This is a genomic window from Cytobacillus sp. IB215316 (genome assembly GCF_033963865.1).
In the GTDB taxonomy this organism is placed as follows: Bacteria; Bacillota; Bacilli; order Bacillales; family SM2101; genus Nanhaiella; species Nanhaiella sioensis.
This window is the reverse complement of record NZ_JAXBMC010000003.1, coordinates 383390-400183: the sequence shown is the minus strand read 5'-3', so window position 1 is coordinate 400183 and position 16794 is coordinate 383390. Positions and strand designations below refer to the sequence as shown.

At 34.4% G+C, this 16794-nt stretch carries 13 protein-coding genes and 1 tRNA gene; 5 read left to right on the top strand and 9 right to left on the bottom strand.

The window, feature by feature from the left end; all coding sequences use genetic code 11:
- The first annotated feature begins 399 nt into the window (after positions 1-399).
- The gene (locus SLH48_RS08965) at positions 400-1215 is read left to right on the top strand and encodes a protein-glutamine gamma-glutamyltransferase (RefSeq protein ID WP_320257875.1); all 816 of its coding nucleotides are present in this window, start codon (positions 400-402) and stop codon (positions 1213-1215) included.
- Between the two features lie 127 nt (positions 1216-1342).
- Here the strand turns inward: SLH48_RS08965 and SLH48_RS08960 are convergent, their stop codons facing one another.
- From SLH48_RS08960 to SLH48_RS08945, 4 genes are all read right to left on the bottom strand, one after another.
- Positions 1343-2239: a DMT family transporter gene (locus tag SLH48_RS08960; protein ID WP_320257874.1), complete on the bottom strand. Its 897-nt coding sequence runs from the start codon at positions 2237-2239 to the stop codon at positions 1343-1345.
- A 467-nt stretch (positions 2240-2706) separates the two neighbouring features.
- Positions 2707-4860, bottom strand: a complete 2154-nt coding sequence (locus SLH48_RS08955) for a beta-propeller domain-containing protein (protein ID WP_320257873.1) — start codon at positions 4858-4860, stop codon at positions 2707-2709.
- A 78-nt stretch (positions 4861-4938) separates the two neighbouring features.
- Positions 4939-6522 carry an aminotransferase class V-fold PLP-dependent enzyme gene (locus SLH48_RS08950; protein ID WP_320257872.1) on the bottom strand — a complete coding sequence of 528 codons (1584 nt, stop codon included), beginning with the start codon at positions 6520-6522 and terminating at the stop codon, positions 4939-4941.
- Between the two features lie 97 nt (positions 6523-6619).
- Positions 6620-7183, bottom strand: coding sequence for a glycerol-3-phosphate acyltransferase (locus SLH48_RS08945; RefSeq protein WP_320257871.1), 564 nt, complete (start codon positions 7181-7183; stop codon positions 6620-6622).
- Positions 7184-7499: 316 nt separating this feature from the next.
- Between SLH48_RS08945 and SLH48_RS08940 the strand changes: the two genes are divergently transcribed.
- The 4 genes from SLH48_RS08940 to SLH48_RS08925 all read left to right on the top strand — a co-directional run bounded on the left by SLH48_RS08940 (position 7500) and on the right by SLH48_RS08925 (position 11190).
- On the top strand, positions 7500-8177 hold the full coding sequence (locus SLH48_RS08940) for an MgtC/SapB family protein (RefSeq protein ID WP_320209485.1): 678 nt from the start codon (positions 7500-7502) through the stop codon (positions 8175-8177).
- Positions 8178-8247: 70 nt separating this feature from the next.
- A tRNA-Ala gene (locus SLH48_RS08935) sits at positions 8248-8320 on the top strand.
- A 514-nt stretch (positions 8321-8834) separates the two neighbouring features.
- Positions 8835-9869, top strand: a complete 1035-nt coding sequence (locus SLH48_RS08930) for a cytochrome D1 domain-containing protein (protein WP_320257870.1) — start codon at positions 8835-8837, stop codon at positions 9867-9869.
- A 247-nt stretch (positions 9870-10116) separates the two neighbouring features.
- On the top strand, positions 10117-11190 hold the full coding sequence (locus SLH48_RS08925; protein WP_320257869.1) for a cytochrome D1 domain-containing protein: 1074 nt from the start codon (positions 10117-10119) through the stop codon (positions 11188-11190).
- Here SLH48_RS08925 and SLH48_RS08920 read toward each other — a convergent pair.
- The 5 genes from SLH48_RS08920 to SLH48_RS08900 all read right to left on the bottom strand — a co-directional run bounded on the left by SLH48_RS08920 (position 11182) and on the right by SLH48_RS08900 (position 16599).
- Complete coding sequence (locus SLH48_RS08920; protein ID WP_320257868.1) at positions 11182-11304, bottom strand: hypothetical protein; 123 nt, start codon at positions 11302-11304, stop codon at positions 11182-11184. The genes SLH48_RS08925 and SLH48_RS08920 overlap by 9 nt on opposite strands.
- 73 nt (positions 11305-11377) lie before the next feature.
- Positions 11378-13330, bottom strand: a complete 1953-nt coding sequence (locus SLH48_RS08915) for an HBL/NHE enterotoxin family protein (RefSeq protein ID WP_320257867.1) — start codon at positions 13328-13330, stop codon at positions 11378-11380.
- 44 nt (positions 13331-13374) lie between these two features.
- On the bottom strand, positions 13375-13641 hold the full coding sequence (locus SLH48_RS08910) for a hypothetical protein (protein ID WP_320257866.1): 267 nt from the start codon (positions 13639-13641) through the stop codon (positions 13375-13377).
- Positions 13642-13748: 107 nt separating this feature from the next.
- The gene (locus SLH48_RS08905; RefSeq protein ID WP_320257865.1) at positions 13749-15236 is read right to left on the bottom strand and encodes an HBL/NHE enterotoxin family protein; all 1488 of its coding nucleotides are present in this window, start codon (positions 15234-15236) and stop codon (positions 13749-13751) included.
- 166 nt (positions 15237-15402) lie between these two features.
- Positions 15403-16599: an HBL/NHE enterotoxin family protein gene (locus tag SLH48_RS08900; RefSeq protein WP_320257864.1), complete on the bottom strand. Its 1197-nt coding sequence runs from the start codon at positions 16597-16599 to the stop codon at positions 15403-15405.
- Between the last annotated feature and the right edge of the window lie 195 nt (positions 16600-16794).

Here is a 16794-nt window from a genome sequence, read left to right as displayed (position 1 = left end):
GCACGCCGCCAGCGTTCGTCCTGAGCCAGGATCAAACTCTCCAATAAAGTTTGATTGCTCATTTGTTCAAAAAATTAACGTTGACGCTTTTGCTTTGTTTAGTTTTCAAAGAACATTGTTCTGTGTTATCGCTCAGAGGCGACTTAATTAATATAACATCTTCAACACTTGAGTGTCAATATGTTTTTTTATTTTTTCTGAAGTAGCTGTTTACTAACAGCGACAAGAAATAATATATCACGATAATTATCTTAATGCAACATGTTTTTAAAGAAAAAGAATATTGTTTTAAAAAAGTGTAACTCAATTTATAACATTAAATCTTGTAGTAACTATTTTTTTATATCATATATATGATATGTAGGCACTAAAAGCTATTTTGTATAAGGGGGAGATAAAATGATTATTATAAACGATACGCTATTTGACCCAATCGATTTAGATATAAATTATTTCTCTGGTCCACAACAAGAGATCATTAATAAAATGGCTTACTATCCAGAAAGATATGTATATGATAATATTAAACAGTTTCAATTTGAAATACATGTTAGAAGTGAAACTGTTAAAGCAGCAAAAGATTTGTTTGAAAGTGGTGTAAAGTTTGCCACTTTTGCAAATTCAAAATGTAATGAAGAGTATTGGGATCTTACAGATATGGGTGCCTTTGAATTAAAAGAAGGAATTAAACCATCGACAGGGATTCGAGATATTTTTAACAACGGGGTAAAATATGCTTTTGAATGTGCAACGGCTATGGTCATAACCTTTTATAAAGCACTATTAGAATCAATTGATGAACAAGATTTCAATAGATTATTTGCGAACCTTACCCTTTATGATTGGCATTACGATAAAGATTTAGGTTTAATAACGAAAGCAGGGAATGACTTTCTACCAGGTGATTGTATTTATTTTAACAACCCAGACTATAATCCTGCTACACCTGAGTGGCAAGGTGAAAACGCGATTGTTCTTGAAGACGATTTATATTTCGGGCATGGGATTGGAATAAAGACTGCTGAAGAAATGATAGAAGCACTAAATAAAAGAAGGAGAATGGGATCACTCGAGTCTGCATACCTGTTATCTCAAACATCAAGACCTAATTACAAAGCTTTGTCAGTGTATCGAAAAGAAATAAGACTTACTCATTCCATTAACTCATTTAAAATGATTATTGCTAACATAGGTAATAAAAACTATATAATGTAATGACTCTTTTCAATAACTTTGTTGCTATTGTTTTAATACATGTTTATTTCCTCGTAACAAAATCAACAAGCAATGCGAAAACAGCCTTCTCAAATGTACTACAGCTTTTACTTGATATCAAAAACTACTATTTGATTGACTTTCCAAACCTTCTTGCATTGCTTTCTACTATAAAATACGCAATTGCAAAAATGATAATGGCACCACCTATTACTTGTGTCCAAATCACTTGTTCACCTAGAATGAAGTATGCCAAAATTGAGGCTCCTACTGGTTCGAATAAAATACCTATTGAAACAGTTGCCGTACTTAACCACTTTAACGTCCAATTAAAAAGGCTATGTCCAAGCAAGGTTGGAACAATTGCCAACAATAAAAAGTAATACCAATCAGCCGTCGGGTATTGCAATAATGGATAACCTAGTAACACTACATAAATAAATAATGTGATCGTACTCACTCCGTAAACAACAAAAGTATATGTAATGACTGCTAAGCGTTTTCTAGTATACTGACCTAATAACAAATAAGCTGTAACCATAACACACGCAAAGATAGCTAGTATATCTCCAAGCAGTGCACTACCATTTAGTCTTAAATCCCCTATGCTAATAATAAAGCTACCGATAATAGCTAACAAACCAGTCATAAATGCTTTAAATGTTATTCTTTCTTGAAAAAACACCATTGTTCCTACAAATGCAAATAACGGTTGAAGTGATACAAATACAACAGAACTCGCTACAGATGTATACTGCAAAGATTCAAACCAAAGGATAAAATGAAAAGCTAAAAAAATACCTGCTCCAATTGAATATATCCATTCTCGCTTAGACATGAGAGCCATTTCTTTCATATTTTTAATCAGGAAAATTGGCGAAATAAATAGAACTGCAAACAGCATCCTATAAAATGCGATAACAGGTGCCGGTGCTGTAATGACTTTTACGATTACCGCAGAAGTAGAAACAGAAATAACCCCTATAATAAGTGCAGCATAAGGATTTAAGATTAATTTTTTCATAATAACCCTTTCTCTTGTAACGATAACTTATTGAACAATAAACATAAACTAGACTAGCACACACATATTCCCCTTCAATATCTAAAGAGCTAAGCTAAAGGGTCTATACCAAAATTGGTTCAGACCCTCAGCTAACTTATTTTTACTTAACGTTCTTCTCGTAAACTTTGTTGCTAATATTATCAAATTGGTACCAAAAAAGTGGTTTTACATGGTTAGTCATTCTTGTACAGTAGAAAAGGTGCCACGAACGCTAGTTGACTACGTGCTTATTTCTTAATATGAAAAACAACAATCACTGCGAAAGCAGCATTACTATACAAACAAGATGAAATATTTTAAGAGCTCAACAATTATAATAGTAGAAAAGATACACGAACATAAGACATATACGCGCTCATACCATAGAACGAAAAGCAATAATCAATACGAAAAACAGCTTTACTAAAATACTAACTGATCACACACTACTTTACTAGAACCTTATTAATCTCTTCATGCGTACCTAAATTGTGTGCTGTAATGGTTGAAGGGGATAGAGCATATAGTACATTATCAATATAGATAAGTCGGTATATTTCGTTCTCCCAATCTGGGTACAAAATATTATCTTGTTGATGTGTTACCGTTGAGTTTAACTGGAAACCATTCTCCAAATCTAAATGATATATATATCCACCTTGAAATGAAAAGATTTGTTCAAATTCACTATCTACTTTGTTATTATAAACTGCAATTGGAAACGCGAATAAGTTCATATCCTTGTTAAATAGTAATGCTTTATGGTCATAATTCAATGGTGAGTAAGTTCCCCTACCTCCAATAATTTCTGTGAATTTTTGTTGTGGATTTGTTACATCAGTAATATCGAAAAGTGAAATTTTCACTCCATCTGTTATAACTCTAGGCTCTAAATTCGGATCTTTATTAGCAATGAGTGTAGTATTTTGCCCAAAGCCGATAATATGATTTTCGTCATAAGGATGTAAATAGTTACTGAATCCAGGGATTTTTAATTCTCCCAATACAGCTGGCTTATTAGGATTACTCAAATCGAGAACAAATAATGGATCTACTTGTTTAAATGTGACAACATAAGCTCTGTCATTCATAAACCTAACTGAATAAATTCGCTCACCCATTGCTAAATCCTCTAATGAACCTACTGTGGTCATTTTGTCGTCCAAAACATATAAGTTATTTGAGGACGGGCGTTCATCACTCCACACCTGGCCTGAAGTTGTAGCAATACGAAAATACCCTTCAGCTTCATCCATAGAAAACTGATTTAATACTGTTCCAGGAACTTCACCATAGCTATAAAACTTTACATCTGAACCATCAATTGAGAATTTATATATTTCAGTACTTTGTGTAAATGTTTCTTCCATGAGCCTTTCGAAATTAGTTATCATCGGAAACTTAGTAACCGCTACATAGAGATTATCCTTAGACATATAGATATTGTGTCCACTACCCAACCAAGTTGTTACTTTCATCTCTTCATCAGGTTTTTTTACATCAAACGTTCCTATCATCATATAATTGGCTTCTTTTGAATCCGGAATATAACTTATTTCATCATAATTCACCATTTGTAAATCATCACTCACAGCTGAATCATAATAACTTGGTCGTAAATCAATTTGCTCCTCATCTTTCATTATCCAATAATGAGGATATTGATTAGCCACGAGATAGATAATTGAATCCACTTTCCTCGCTGTTACATAACTTCCTTCTAAAGAAACTGCTTTCACTTCTATTGGATTATCACGTTTAGTTATATCATATACATATGCGTTTGTGACCTGCTCTATAGGAGCAATTAAACTCCTTTTTGCTTCCTCATAATATTGTGTACCGTAAGTTGAGCCAATTACAATTAGTTTGTCACCTTCAATAAATAATTGTGAAGGAGAAAACTCCTTGTTAGAAATAGTCGCCACTACCTCCATATCATCCGCTGGAACGGCCTTTGTAATGATCACATCCTGGTTAGAAATATGGTAAATAAATTCTCCATCAGTTTTTACTCTATCCGCCTCATCTACACCTTGTACTTGATTATTCGTTTCTGAATACGAATTGCCTTCTGATAATGTAGATACTTCAGCATCTGCCTTTTCTTCCATAACTGTCATATCTCTGTTCGTTTCATAGAAATCAATAATGTCTTGGAAATATTCATGTAGCTCTTCTTTTGATCCAATTGTAGGGATTTCAGGTATGACTGTGAAAGAAAATGTCGTATTAGAAGGTAATCGTTTCCCGGACTCTAGAGCGACTTCCGAAGTAATAACAAGTGTATAGTCCTCCTTCACTTCATAGCCGTCTGCTGGAGCAGTAATCGTTAATAGCTTATTATCTTCACTTAACAGTAGACTAACGTCAACCTTTTTATTCTGGCTATTTTTTATATAGACAGATTGTGAAGAAATGGTTGATTCATCCACTGGTGATGAAAATGAAATTTCCCACATTTTATTTGGTAAGACGACTGATTGTTCATTAAGATCTATTAAGTCACTCGCAATGGCTGGACGAAATTGATAAAAGAACAAGCCAAACAGAAAGCTTAACGCTACTATACAAAAGCTAATTACAGAGAACTTCTTCATTTCTGTTCCACCTTTCTGAAAATTGTCTAAGGGCACCCCTATACTCTCATAACAATAGACGACAGTTGGTGGGAAATGTTACACACAATGGTTAATATGACCTATCCCGTTTTTTAAATGTTTTATCATATTCTCTATGTCTTGGTCATCATATCTATTCATACAGGCAATTTGCAGCCAATTATTCGCTTTTAAATAGCTACTTTCATAATGAAGATAGTATCCCTGTATATATAATTCATCTCCTATATCGGTAGAAAGCAAGTGCGAGGGAACAACGATTGTCATAATACCTGGTGATGAAAACTCTTCATCTACCAAAATCTTCAAGCCTATGCCCTCCACTTCTGATCGTATGAACGAATATTGTTTACGTATATGAGTGAACTTTTCTAATGTTTCATAGCTATCTAATGCAGTATGAAGTGCATGTAATAAATTGGATGAGTAAGAGAAAGCCACTCCTTCATTTTCGATATAAATACCTAAATCTAAGTATTTCGGAATAAGTGGAGAAGATTTTATTGATTTATTGTGATAGACAAACGATATGCCAGTGTAAGCTCCTAATCCCTTCCCACTTACCCCTGAGGCTAAAAAAACATCCTCCAAATCTACAGGTATGATCCCGACCGTACTTATACAATCTAAACACAGTCTAATATTATGTGTTGTGCTCAGTTCTTTAAGTCCGTCAATATCATTTATCATTCCTGTAGATGTTTCACAATGAACTGCCCATAACCATGAATATTCTGATTGGTGTATTTTTCTTTTAATTTCTTCTGAGCAAAACGGTTCTCCCCACGTTTTTTCTATCATATCAAATTGCAGCCCACATCTATTAGCATGGTCTACTAACCTGTTTCCGAACTCACCATTTACAAGGATTAGCCCTTTTCCTCTGTTTAGCTTTAATTGCATAGCTATCATGTCATTTGCTAGTGTCCCAGTCCCCATTAGCAACTGTACATTCATAGCATTCGTTAAATTACATAGTTTCCCTTTTACTTTACTCAATAATTTATGAAATTCAGTAGATCGATGAGAAATCGGCTTTTCATTTAACGCTTCTGTAACTTCATCTCTAATAGATACAGGTCCGGGTAGAAACGATTTCATTGTCGGCATCAAACGTCCAGCCACTGATTCTTCAAATGTATCTCTAGTTAAATACATCGGTTGGAAATAAGCATCTTCTTTCCCTACGAGCTGTGAAAATGGCTGAAAGCCCAATTGAGCATATAATTTAGCTCTGCGAGTTGTTCCCGATATTACAGCTAGATCATACCCTTTTTTCAAACAATACCTAGCTAATAATTGAGCAATCCCTACAAACACCCGCCCATTACGATACTCTTTTTTTACAGCTAACAATCTTATTTCACATGGAAAATAAGCATTAACAGGTAACTGTCCTTCTATTTTCCCTATCTTTTTGTCTAATGAAAATGGCCTATTATGTCGCAAAGCAACCATCCCAATTACTTCATCTCGGTGCTTACATATTAGGTATGTATTTTCATCATGAAATTGGTCTACTAATTCCTTTGATTTATTCGAACCATGTTGTGGAATTTCCTCTACAAAAGTTTCATAGTTTAAGGAATGAATTTGATTCAATTCATCAGCGTTTTTTGCAACTTTATAAATGTATCCCATATCCATCAGCTCCGTTTATAAATTATGAGGTTATTAATAACGGGAAATATATAATTAACTTTTCTTTATCTTGGATCGACACCTTAAGTTTTAATACCTACTTTTTCCATTTCAAGGAAATGTTATCTCTATGAGCAAAAATAATAATTAAAACAATAAATATTGCAATAACAACACTCAGTATTGAATAATTTAGAAATAACAATATTAGTGGCAACAAAGAAATTGCGGCTAAACCAGCAAGTGTAAAACTACGCATAACTAAATAACAAACGAAAAAGAATATTAACAACAATAAACAAATTAGCTCATCAAACACAATCAATCCACCTAATAATGTTGATATTCCCTTTCCACCCTTGAAACGAAGTGTGATAGGCCAAATATGACCTATTACAACAAGTAGTAGGCAAAGCAATTGAAATTCTAGTGAAAATGACAGCAGTTTTGCAATTCCAACAACAACTGCTCCTTTTAATGCATCACCACAGAACGTAAGAATAAAACCTTTTTTTCCAACAATACGTCCGGTGTTACGCGCACCAATATTTCCACTTCCATGATCTCGTATATCAACACCTGCGTAAAACTTGGTTACAAAAAGGCCTGTCATGATCGTACCAAGTAAATATGACACAAGACCAAAGATCAAAATATTCATCCAATGCCTCCTAAATAAAATCGTATATTTTATTAATTGGCTCTTTTCGTTAACATTGTTACTATTGTTATTAAATTAGAAATTGTTAAATAGTTTTGTTACTTGAGTCAGCCTTTTGAGTTAGAGTTGCTTCCATGCTTAAGTATTAATACGTTTAACAACAAGCGATGTAAAAAAAACTATTGAATGCTCAATCCCTTAAGTAATATCTAAATGATTAGAAAATTCTTATCATTACAAATACTGTACTTGTAAAATATTTTAACATACGAATGTATATTTCTCTTCTAAAATACTTATCTAAAGGTGATGCTTTATGATTGAAACTTCTCATTTGTTACAACTAGGCTTATCCGCCATTTTAGGCTTGATTATAGGTTTAGAGCGGGAATTGAAGAGGAAACCCGTTGGGTTAAAGACAAGTCTTGTTATATCTATTGTAAGTTGTTTATTAACGATTGTATCAATTGAGTCTGCTTACCAATTTCCGGACAGCAATCGCATCACAATGGATCCATTGCGCTTAGCTGCTCAAATCGTTTCAGGGATTGGCTTTTTAGGTGCTGGTGTTATATTACGGAGAGGAAATGACAGTATTTCAGGATTAACGACAGCTGCAATGATATGGGGAGCTGCTGGCATAGGTATCGCTGTAGGAGCAGGCTTTTATTGGGCAGCAATTGCAGGCGTTATCTTACTCATCATTAGTGTTGAAATCGTACCCATCTTAATTGGCTTACTAGGTCCAAAAAAACTACGTGAAAAAGAAATTCTACTTAAACTCATCGTTCAAGACAATACCCAAGTTTCAAACATACTTACTAGCCTTCAACAGGAAGAAATCACACTAAAGCATATTCGGATTAAAGATTCTGAAGAAACTAAGTTGATCCAAATGAAAATAACCGTCGATCAAAAACGCTATACAACAGATGTGTACTATACAGTTCAAAAAATCCCAGGTGTGAGCAGTATTGAAATAGAGAGCCTGTAACGTCACTTTACATTCTAAAAATATGGCTATTGATCTATGTTCAGAATTCATGCTATCATTTTCCATATAAGGGGCATTAGCTCAGCTGGGAGAGCGCTACACTGGCAGTGTAGAGGTCAGCGGTTCGAGCCCGCTATGCTCCATTATACGATAAAACTTACAAAAATCCCGTCACATCAACATTGGCGGGATTTTGTATGTCCAATGACTTACCGCTAGCTTGGGGCAGAAAACAGCTCCTATTGTCCACGCTGCATAGTGCTAGCGAAAATAAGGCCCTTTTGTTGCGTAAGTAATACGTAGCAAATGGAGGAACAAATTATGACACATTCGGAGAATTAATCGTGGACTTTCATTATGAATCTGAAATTTAGCGAACAAATGATTAAGAATGCGGTTAAAAACGTAATTGAACATGGGAAAAAGGCCACAAGTGTGGTTTACTGAAGGAATTTTGGTATGAATTTTGCTACATTAGTTATTAATACAAACATCGGCAAGCCTTGGAACATAAATAATATGTAGCGAAGGAAAGCTTCGCCTTGCTGAACTAGTAATTTACCCCGTTTAATTATGAACGGGGCTTTTTCAATACTCACGATTAATATTTGAGCATATATTAAAACATACGAATTAGTAAAGGAGGTCGGTCGCTCGGTGGTTCTGGCTTATGTAACAAATATAGACGGTGGTAGTATCTCGGTTATTGATACGAAAACTCATAGCGTGATTGCTACAATGTCAGTCGGTATGAATCCTCAAGATGTTGCATTCACACCGGACGGTAAAATCGCTTATGTCACCAATAGTGGTGGTGTGACTGTATCCGTTATTGATACGAAAACTCATAGCGTTATCTCTTCTGTTCAAGTGGGTGCGAGGCCAGCTTTCGTTGAATTTACACCTGATGGTAAACTTGCTTATGTGACGGGACGTGGAGATACTGTAGTTTCGGTAATTGATGTAAAAACACACAGTGTGGTTGCTACTGTGGAGGTTGGTGATGGCCCATTTTATATTTCGTTTACTCCTGATGGAAAACTCGCCTATGTGACAAATCCGAGTACTGTATGCGTTATTGACGTGAAAACTCATTCCGTTATAGCAACTATAAATGTTGAAGGAACCCTGCAAGATACAAAACTTTCTCCCAATGGTAAACTCGCTTATGTAACTGGCTCTAATGGAAATGACCCTTCTACAGTTTCAGTTATCGATGTAAAGACGCATTCTGTTATTGCTTCTATTTCAGTTGGAATCATGTCGTTTAGAGTAGCATTTACACCAGATGGAAAGCTTGCTTACGTCACTAATATATTTGATAACACTGTGTCAGTCATCGATGTTAAAACGCATAGCGTAATTGCGACGATTCAGACAGGAGGCCTTGTATTTGATGTCTCTGTAACACCCGATGGAAAATTTGCTTATTTTTCAGTAATAAGTAATAACGTGACTAATGCTATCTGTGTTATTGATACGAAAACACACATAATTATTTCTAACATAGATACCGACGTTTTATCCGGTACTGGTCTTTTTATCAATTTCACTCCCGATGGAAAATTAGCATATCTCCCGAATAATAATAACCCGGGCACTGTAACAGCCATTGACGTTAAAACGCACTCTATCATCGCCTCCATTCCAGCTGGTACTAATCCATTTAATTTGGCCTTCACACCGAATTAGCCCCACTCAATGCGAACGGGGCTGTTTTCGGAGGGAGTCCGAAAAGGCTTATCAACCAGTAAGTCAGTATATCCTGTCTATCTAACTCTTATTCACAGCCCATACAAACATCACTACCACATGCGACCAAGTACACGCCTCAACGTACCGTTTGCCTTTTGAAATTCCTAATCCTACTCCCAGTCCAGGCTAACTCTTGATCTATATTCATGAATGAGGATTGCACATTTGTAAGGAGGTAAGTATGATGGTTTTGGCTTATGTAGTAAACAACGATGACATTGGTAACTCAGGTTCTGTGTCTGTTATTGATATTAAAAAACACTCCACAATCGCCACAATCCCTTTTAGTAATATTCCAACTAATATTAACATCACTCCGAACGGAAAACTCGCTTATGTTTTAATTACAGATATAACTAATGCAGTTAGTTTAGTATCCGCCATTGATATAAAAACACATTCCATAATCGCTACTATGCAAATTGGTAGTACTGCTGGTTTCTTCTCACAAAACGTTGATATATCTTTCACACCTGATGGAAAACTCGCCTATGCGACTATTAGTGGGACAAATATCGTATCAGCTATAGATACCAAAACACACTCAGTTATTGCAACTGTGCCCGTAAATATACGTCCAGAAGCTTTTGCCTTTACACCTAATGGGAAATTAGCTTATGTAGTGAATAATGCTAATATAGGTAGTGTATCGGTCATCGACACGAAGACACATTCAGTGATTGCGAATGTAGCCGTTGGAGCTAGACCGATTGGTGCAGCAATAACACCTGACGGAAAGCTCGTTTATGTTATAAACTTTTCATCTAACAACGTATCTGTTATTGATGCGAAAACGCAAACTCATATAACTACGCTACGCGTCGGAATAGAACCTGCCAGTTTAGCTATTACACCAGATGGAAAACTAACCTATGTTGTAAATTCAAATTCAAATGATATAGGTTCTGTTTCAGTAATTGACGTACAAACTCAATCCGTTATCAGTACTATTCCTGTAGGAAATAATGATAACCGACCAAATAATATTTCTATATCACCAAATGGCAATTTTGCATATGTCGGTACTTTAAGTGGCACAACAGTCACTGTTATAGATACAAAATCTCATTTAGTTATAGCTACAATCCTAGTAGACAGCGGTCAACGTTTTGTGGAATTTACTCCAGATGGGAAATTAGCATACGTTGGGTGTGATTCGCAAAATACTGTCGCAGTTATAGATACAAAATCTCATTCAATCATTGCAAATGTTCTTGTTGGAGGTGCTCCAGAAGCTATTGCTTTTACATCAAACTAACCTCTTCGTAATAAAGTGAATTTTTGGCTTAGGACACCAACTCTCTAGCGTATTATTCACACCACCATTATCGAGTACAAAATCGTCAACACATAGCATGTCATACACAAACATTCAAAAGAACTCCGCTCAATTAAGAACGGAGCGTTATATTTTGCTTAGAATATTATTTTCTCCTTTATCTAGATTATGCAGTAGGATAAGAGTTATAAGGAACAGTATAAATATACTGGTCTGTATGTTCATTGTACTGAAGCCCATTTTCATTTAATCCGTAAGAAAATGAATATTTTATTCTATCCCCATCTTTTATAGGAACATAGTAGATCCATGTCCCATCAGACATTTGCTGCATACGTTCATTTATCACAGTATCATTATTTAACCGATAGCTAATACTAACTCCTGATAGATCTTTATTTTCTTTAGGAGTAAATACAAATTTTACAGCATCCACATAATAATAACTTACCGCTTTTGGTGATTTAGATATATCAATCGTACTATCTGTATCAGTTTGATGATGCTCATTATAAGTAATTTCTAGCGTATTATCTGAATCCATATAAACAATAGTATTAATATCTTTGCTTACACCTTGCTCATAATCTAACTTTATATCATTTTCAGTTCGAGCAATATTCGAGATACGCAAATTGGTAAATGCCCCATTAAAGACATTCGTTTTTCCATCAGTTGACCCTATATACATAACATCGTCAATATAAGATAATGATGATGAAACTGTCTCACCTATTTTTTCGCCATTAACAAAAGCTTTAGTTACATGCTGTCCATCATCATTCATACTATAAGTCATAGCTACAAAAATTTGATGTCCAACTTGTGCTACACCATCGCTAGAGTTGATTCTATCATAAGAATTTCCAACCGCTTCAAAAGAAATCCTACCATTGCTATTAAAAAATATCGTTGTTTTCTTTCCATTATTTTCATTATGAGCTTGAAAAACACGTTCAAAGTCTGTTAATTCATAAGGTGTTACCACAGCTTCAATCGTATACTCATTTGGATTAATGAGCACATTTCGAAAGTGATCTATCAATTGTGGCGTAAATTTATTATATGGTTCATTAAAAACCATACTTTGCTGGAGTGTGAGAGCAACTTCCTTTATATCTTTCCATCTAGAGTTAGCAATGTCCATTTGTGGGTTTAATAGAGCCGGATGATTATCAACATCGGTTTTATTTAAGACATTAATTAGTTGTTCAAAGCTATAATCAAGAACTACCCATGCATCCCTAATATTTGTAAATGTCAGGTTATTTGCAACAGTATTGATTTTGTCGATCAAAGATTGTATTTCATTTTGAAAGTTACTTAATGTGTTAATTTCATCATTTAATTTGTCAATATCATTTTGATCACTTATTTTGTCCTTCTGTAATTGAGTATTATCATATTTTTGTACATATGTTACGGTACACCCGTAATAGTTACAAGTTGTAACAGGTGTTTTCTCTTTCATTTTCTTATTTAGATCATCTATTTCATTCTGAAGTGCTTTGATCTCATTTTGATCATGAGATATTTGCGAGCCTACCTCATTATAGTCATCTGTAAAGTTAGTAACATCATTCGTTAAATCAGCATCAAAGCTATTTAACTTAGGTTGAACTTCATCAATTGTTGCTAGTTTTTCAGCAACTTTACCTTTCATGTCTGATAGTAATGATATTAACTGATTACTAGCACCAGCATGATCATTCAATTCACTAATAAGTTCCTTGGCTTGTGTATAAGCTTGCTCAAAATCGTTGCTATAATCGACCACATCACTAACAACCTTATACATTTGATTATTTATATCGTATAACCATGTATCAGCATGCTCTTTAGATGTTAGCTGATGGTCTGCAAAACTAGCACTTGAACCTAGTTCATCTTCAATCGTTTTTTCTTTAATTGCTAGTGCATATTCTTCTACCTGCTGAATCATATGAGACAAATTATTAACATTATCTTGTATTTGTACAGGGTCTATAGATATATCATTTTCAGCATTTGTTATTACAGTCGTATCAGAGTCGACCTCAGCAGCGTATGAATGATTTGTCATTACCGTATTAAGAAAAAACATTGCAATTAACAATAGTGGAAAATACTTTCTTCTCAAAATCCTCACCCCTTCACTAAAAGTGGACTCTTCATATGAACCTACTAAATATTAGCTAGACTCCATACACTAAAAGAAACAAGGATAATAGTAATTAATAATTGAAGAAATATAATAGGAAATTTCTTTGTAAAATTCCTTCTCGTATCCTTAACTAAATAAATCAAAATTAATACATAAATGAAAGCTAATAATAAACCAAGTACACCTACAATTTCATTCATTCGGACAAAAGATATGGAGATCACCCATGCGATAAGTAACCCGTACTTCAGAGACACTAACATGCTGTAATACCGATTATTTTCCATTTACCTTATCTCCTTTTCACTATTTTAACTGGGCTTATCCATGCAATGAATAATTTATAGCTGCCCCTTACTTTTAATTAAAGTTGTATACGGGGCAGCTCATATTGTTAATTTGTAATTGTTATTGTTGCTACATCTGAATAAACTGTGCCATCAAATGCCCTAACTGTATAAGTGTGTTCACCTGTAGGAGCATTATCTCCTGATAATACAACACTTGTATTTGTTAGTTTACTTTGTTTTACTACGCCATCAAGTGAGACATCATACGTGATATTATCTCCGTTAATTTTTGAAGCAAAAGTCGGCTTGTCCCAATTTAAAGTAACTGAAGCGTTACTACTATTTGCTGTTAAATTTGTTGGTGCATCAAATTGGTAAGCGTCAAGATCAGCAACAGATACAGCTTGGCCAAATGTGTTTAGTAAATTTGTATCTGCATAAACAGCTGCCCATTTACTTTGAGATATCTTAAGCTCTGCTTTAGCTCTTGAGATTTTATCTTCTACATTAGTATCAGCAGTTGTCAGGTGATCAAGTAAATAACCTAAGTCATTTTGTAAAGTAACCCACGTATCTTTTACATCATTAAGTGCTACAATCGCTTTGTCTATTTTATCAACCATTAAACTAACTTGTTCTTCGGCAATTTTAAATCCTGCTGATTGTTTTTGTAAATCAGTTAATTCATCCATTGCTGCGATGTACTCCCGCTTAACATCATTAATTTTTGATTGATAAACACCAACTGATGTACCGACTCCTCCCCCAACTGCTAGTATCCCACCAGCAGCCATACCTCCAATAATCCATGGAGATGTTTCAGGCGCAACAGCTAGCACTACCCCTGCTCCTATCCATAACGCTACTCCAGCTCCAGCAGAAGCGAGAGCAACATCTAATTCTTGTTGTCTAAGTGAATCCATCTGTTTTTCAAAGTTTGCAATATCTTTATTTAATTGATCAATTGCATAACCATCTTCCCCATTTTTCCCTAGCCATGTATCAAGTTGGTCTTTGTCACTTTTTAAATCTGTTGAATCCTTAGTAAGGTCAGTACTAAAGGCTTTCATGTCTTCAATCGTGTTATTTACATTTGTTACGTTGTCATTCGTTTCATCAATCATAGCTTCTATCATTTCTTTTGCACTATCTATATCTGATGAATTTAAATATTCAATAGCATAATCAGAATAGTACTGAAAGTCATCAGCAGAAGACCTTATATCGTTGTTCAGTTTAATCATTTTGGGTTCAAGGTCATCTCTCCAATAAGAGGCATTTTGTTTGGCTGTTGCTTGATGTATATCAATAGGAACTGTTACTAGTTTCCCATCATCGTCATTAAACTGAATCTGTTTAATAGTTCCTTGTGCTAATATTGTATTTGCATAAATATCAAGTGCAAGTTTATCAGAAATCAACTGTTGTGCCCGATTCTGAAACAAATCTATATTGTCTCCCATCTCAGAATCTTGTAGCTGAGTATCTTCAACTGTAACTACTTCCTCTGCAAATACATTATATGGGATTGAATTCCCTGCAATTGTTAATGCTAGTAAAGATGCCGTAACTACTTTTGTTGTTTTTTTCATTGTAAGCCTCTCCCTTTATTAGTATCATTTTTTTTCATACTTTTCGTAAACATTGTTTTGACCTAATTACATCAATTAAGACGTTGCCATAGCTTAAGAAAATCATAGATTTTAGTACAAAAAAACAACATGTTATTTAAAAGCGAAGTAATTTACTCTAAATAATTCAGCTTCCAGTAGTAGCATTTTCAACAGAATTTTTTAAATGAAGTTGATTGTTAATATAGCTAGCTTGGGCACCATTGTTTTGCCAGCTCTGTTTAGCGTTAAGTAATATATTACGTATTTCTTGAATACTAATATCACCCTGTTCAAATTTATCTTTTAAGTTTTGAATTCCAACATAGGCGGAATCCCATTCCTTATATAGATTTCTAGTTGATTGAATAATACCATCATTAGCATTATAGAAATTACTAAGCTGTAGCTGTATGCCAGCTAAAATTGCAGCTTGACTTTGTATTCCTTTTAACCCTAGGACAATATCATTATATTGTTCGGTCAGTTCTTTTACCTTTTCTTGTTTTTCCTGCAATTCCTTATTTCCATTCACCGCACCATATATGATCGTAAATGTAGCTAAAGCAATTCCTATCGGGGTTGGGGTCAGCTCGAATTCCACAGCCATTTCTAGTAAATAGGTCGTGAGTTCAAGCCCTACAACTCCAGCTTCTATATACTCTCCAGTTAAGATTGTATTTTCATTAGAAATTTCAACTCCTAAGTCATGAAGCTGTTCAAGAACCAGTTTACTTTTTTCATCTTCTAATTCAATTGTATTCAGTGCTGTGGTAGCTGCATTTTGAAAATTAAAGTGATCTTCCTGTAAATCGTCTTTATACACTTGATATGAAAACATCGTATCGTTTGCATCGTCCCGATAGTATTGTATGTCTGACTGCAATAAATCTAATAAATCTTTGAAGTCATTACGCGCTTGTTCATCCCCAGCTTCAATGTTATCTAAAGCCTCAATAAGAAGATCATAATAAACAGTGAATTCGTCAGCAAAATCTACAACATCAAGGTCCCTATCAATTAACAATTCATTTAAATTATTCGTATAATCACTAGCATGATCTCTAGCAATTTGTTGATAGGTAGGTAAATCTGGAAGTATGTCTGATTGAATCGTTCCTTGTGTTGATATTGCTGTTTTATATGAATCCATAATCACTTTACTAGCAGCAATTTCGTTTAATACTTTTTGCATATTAACAGGTGCAAGAATGATATCCTCTGTAGTTACATCAGAAACTACGCCTTGATTTGCTTGAGCAAACGCATAATTTGGCAAGATTGTGCTCGTGGCTAAAGTTGCTGCTAATGCTGTAGCAGCTATTGACTTCGTTGATAACCTCAAATTATTTTTCCTCCTATCTTGTGGAATAGATTTGAAATTCATTTAATAGATAACTTGTTTAACACTGTAGATACATGATAAATAATAAAATTGTTGAAAGTTTGATAGGAGTGTGAAGGAAGAAAGAAAGATTATGTGATAATGATGTGATTTTAATATTTACAAAATATTACAATTCTAATATTAGCAAAGCAG

Excerpts from the sequence above, each read along its gene's own strand:
- SLH48_RS08965 (WP_320257875.1), top strand. The coding sequence starts at position 400 with ATGATTATTATAAACGATACGCTATTTGACCCAATCGATTTAGATATA.
- SLH48_RS08960 (WP_320257874.1), bottom strand. The coding sequence starts at position 2,239 with ATGAAAAAATTAATCTTAAATCCTTATGCTGCACTTATTATAGGGGTT.
- SLH48_RS08955 (WP_320257873.1), bottom strand. The coding sequence starts at position 4,860 with ATGAAGAAGTTCTCTGTAATTAGCTTTTGTATAGTAGCGTTAAGCTTT.
- SLH48_RS08950 (WP_320257872.1), bottom strand. The coding sequence starts at position 6,522 with ATGGGATACATTTATAAAGTTGCAAAAAACGCTGATGAATTGAATCAA.
- SLH48_RS08945 (WP_320257871.1), bottom strand. The coding sequence starts at position 7,183 with ATGAATATTTTGATCTTTGGTCTTGTGTCATATTTACTTGGTACGATC.
- SLH48_RS08940 (WP_320209485.1), top strand. The coding sequence starts at position 7,500 with ATGATTGAAACTTCTCATTTGTTACAACTAGGCTTATCCGCCATTTTA.
- SLH48_RS08925 (WP_320257869.1), top strand. The coding sequence starts at position 10,117 with ATGGTTTTGGCTTATGTAGTAAACAACGATGACATTGGTAACTCAGGT.
- SLH48_RS08920 (WP_320257868.1), bottom strand. The coding sequence starts at position 11,304 with ATGTTTGTGTATGACATGCTATGTGTTGACGATTTTGTACTCGATAAT.
- SLH48_RS08910 (WP_320257866.1), bottom strand. The coding sequence starts at position 13,641 with ATGGAAAATAATCGGTATTACAGCATGTTAGTGTCTCTGAAGTACGGG.
- SLH48_RS08905 (WP_320257865.1), bottom strand. The coding sequence starts at position 15,236 with ATGAAAAAAACAACAAAAGTAGTTACGGCATCTTTACTAGCATTAACA.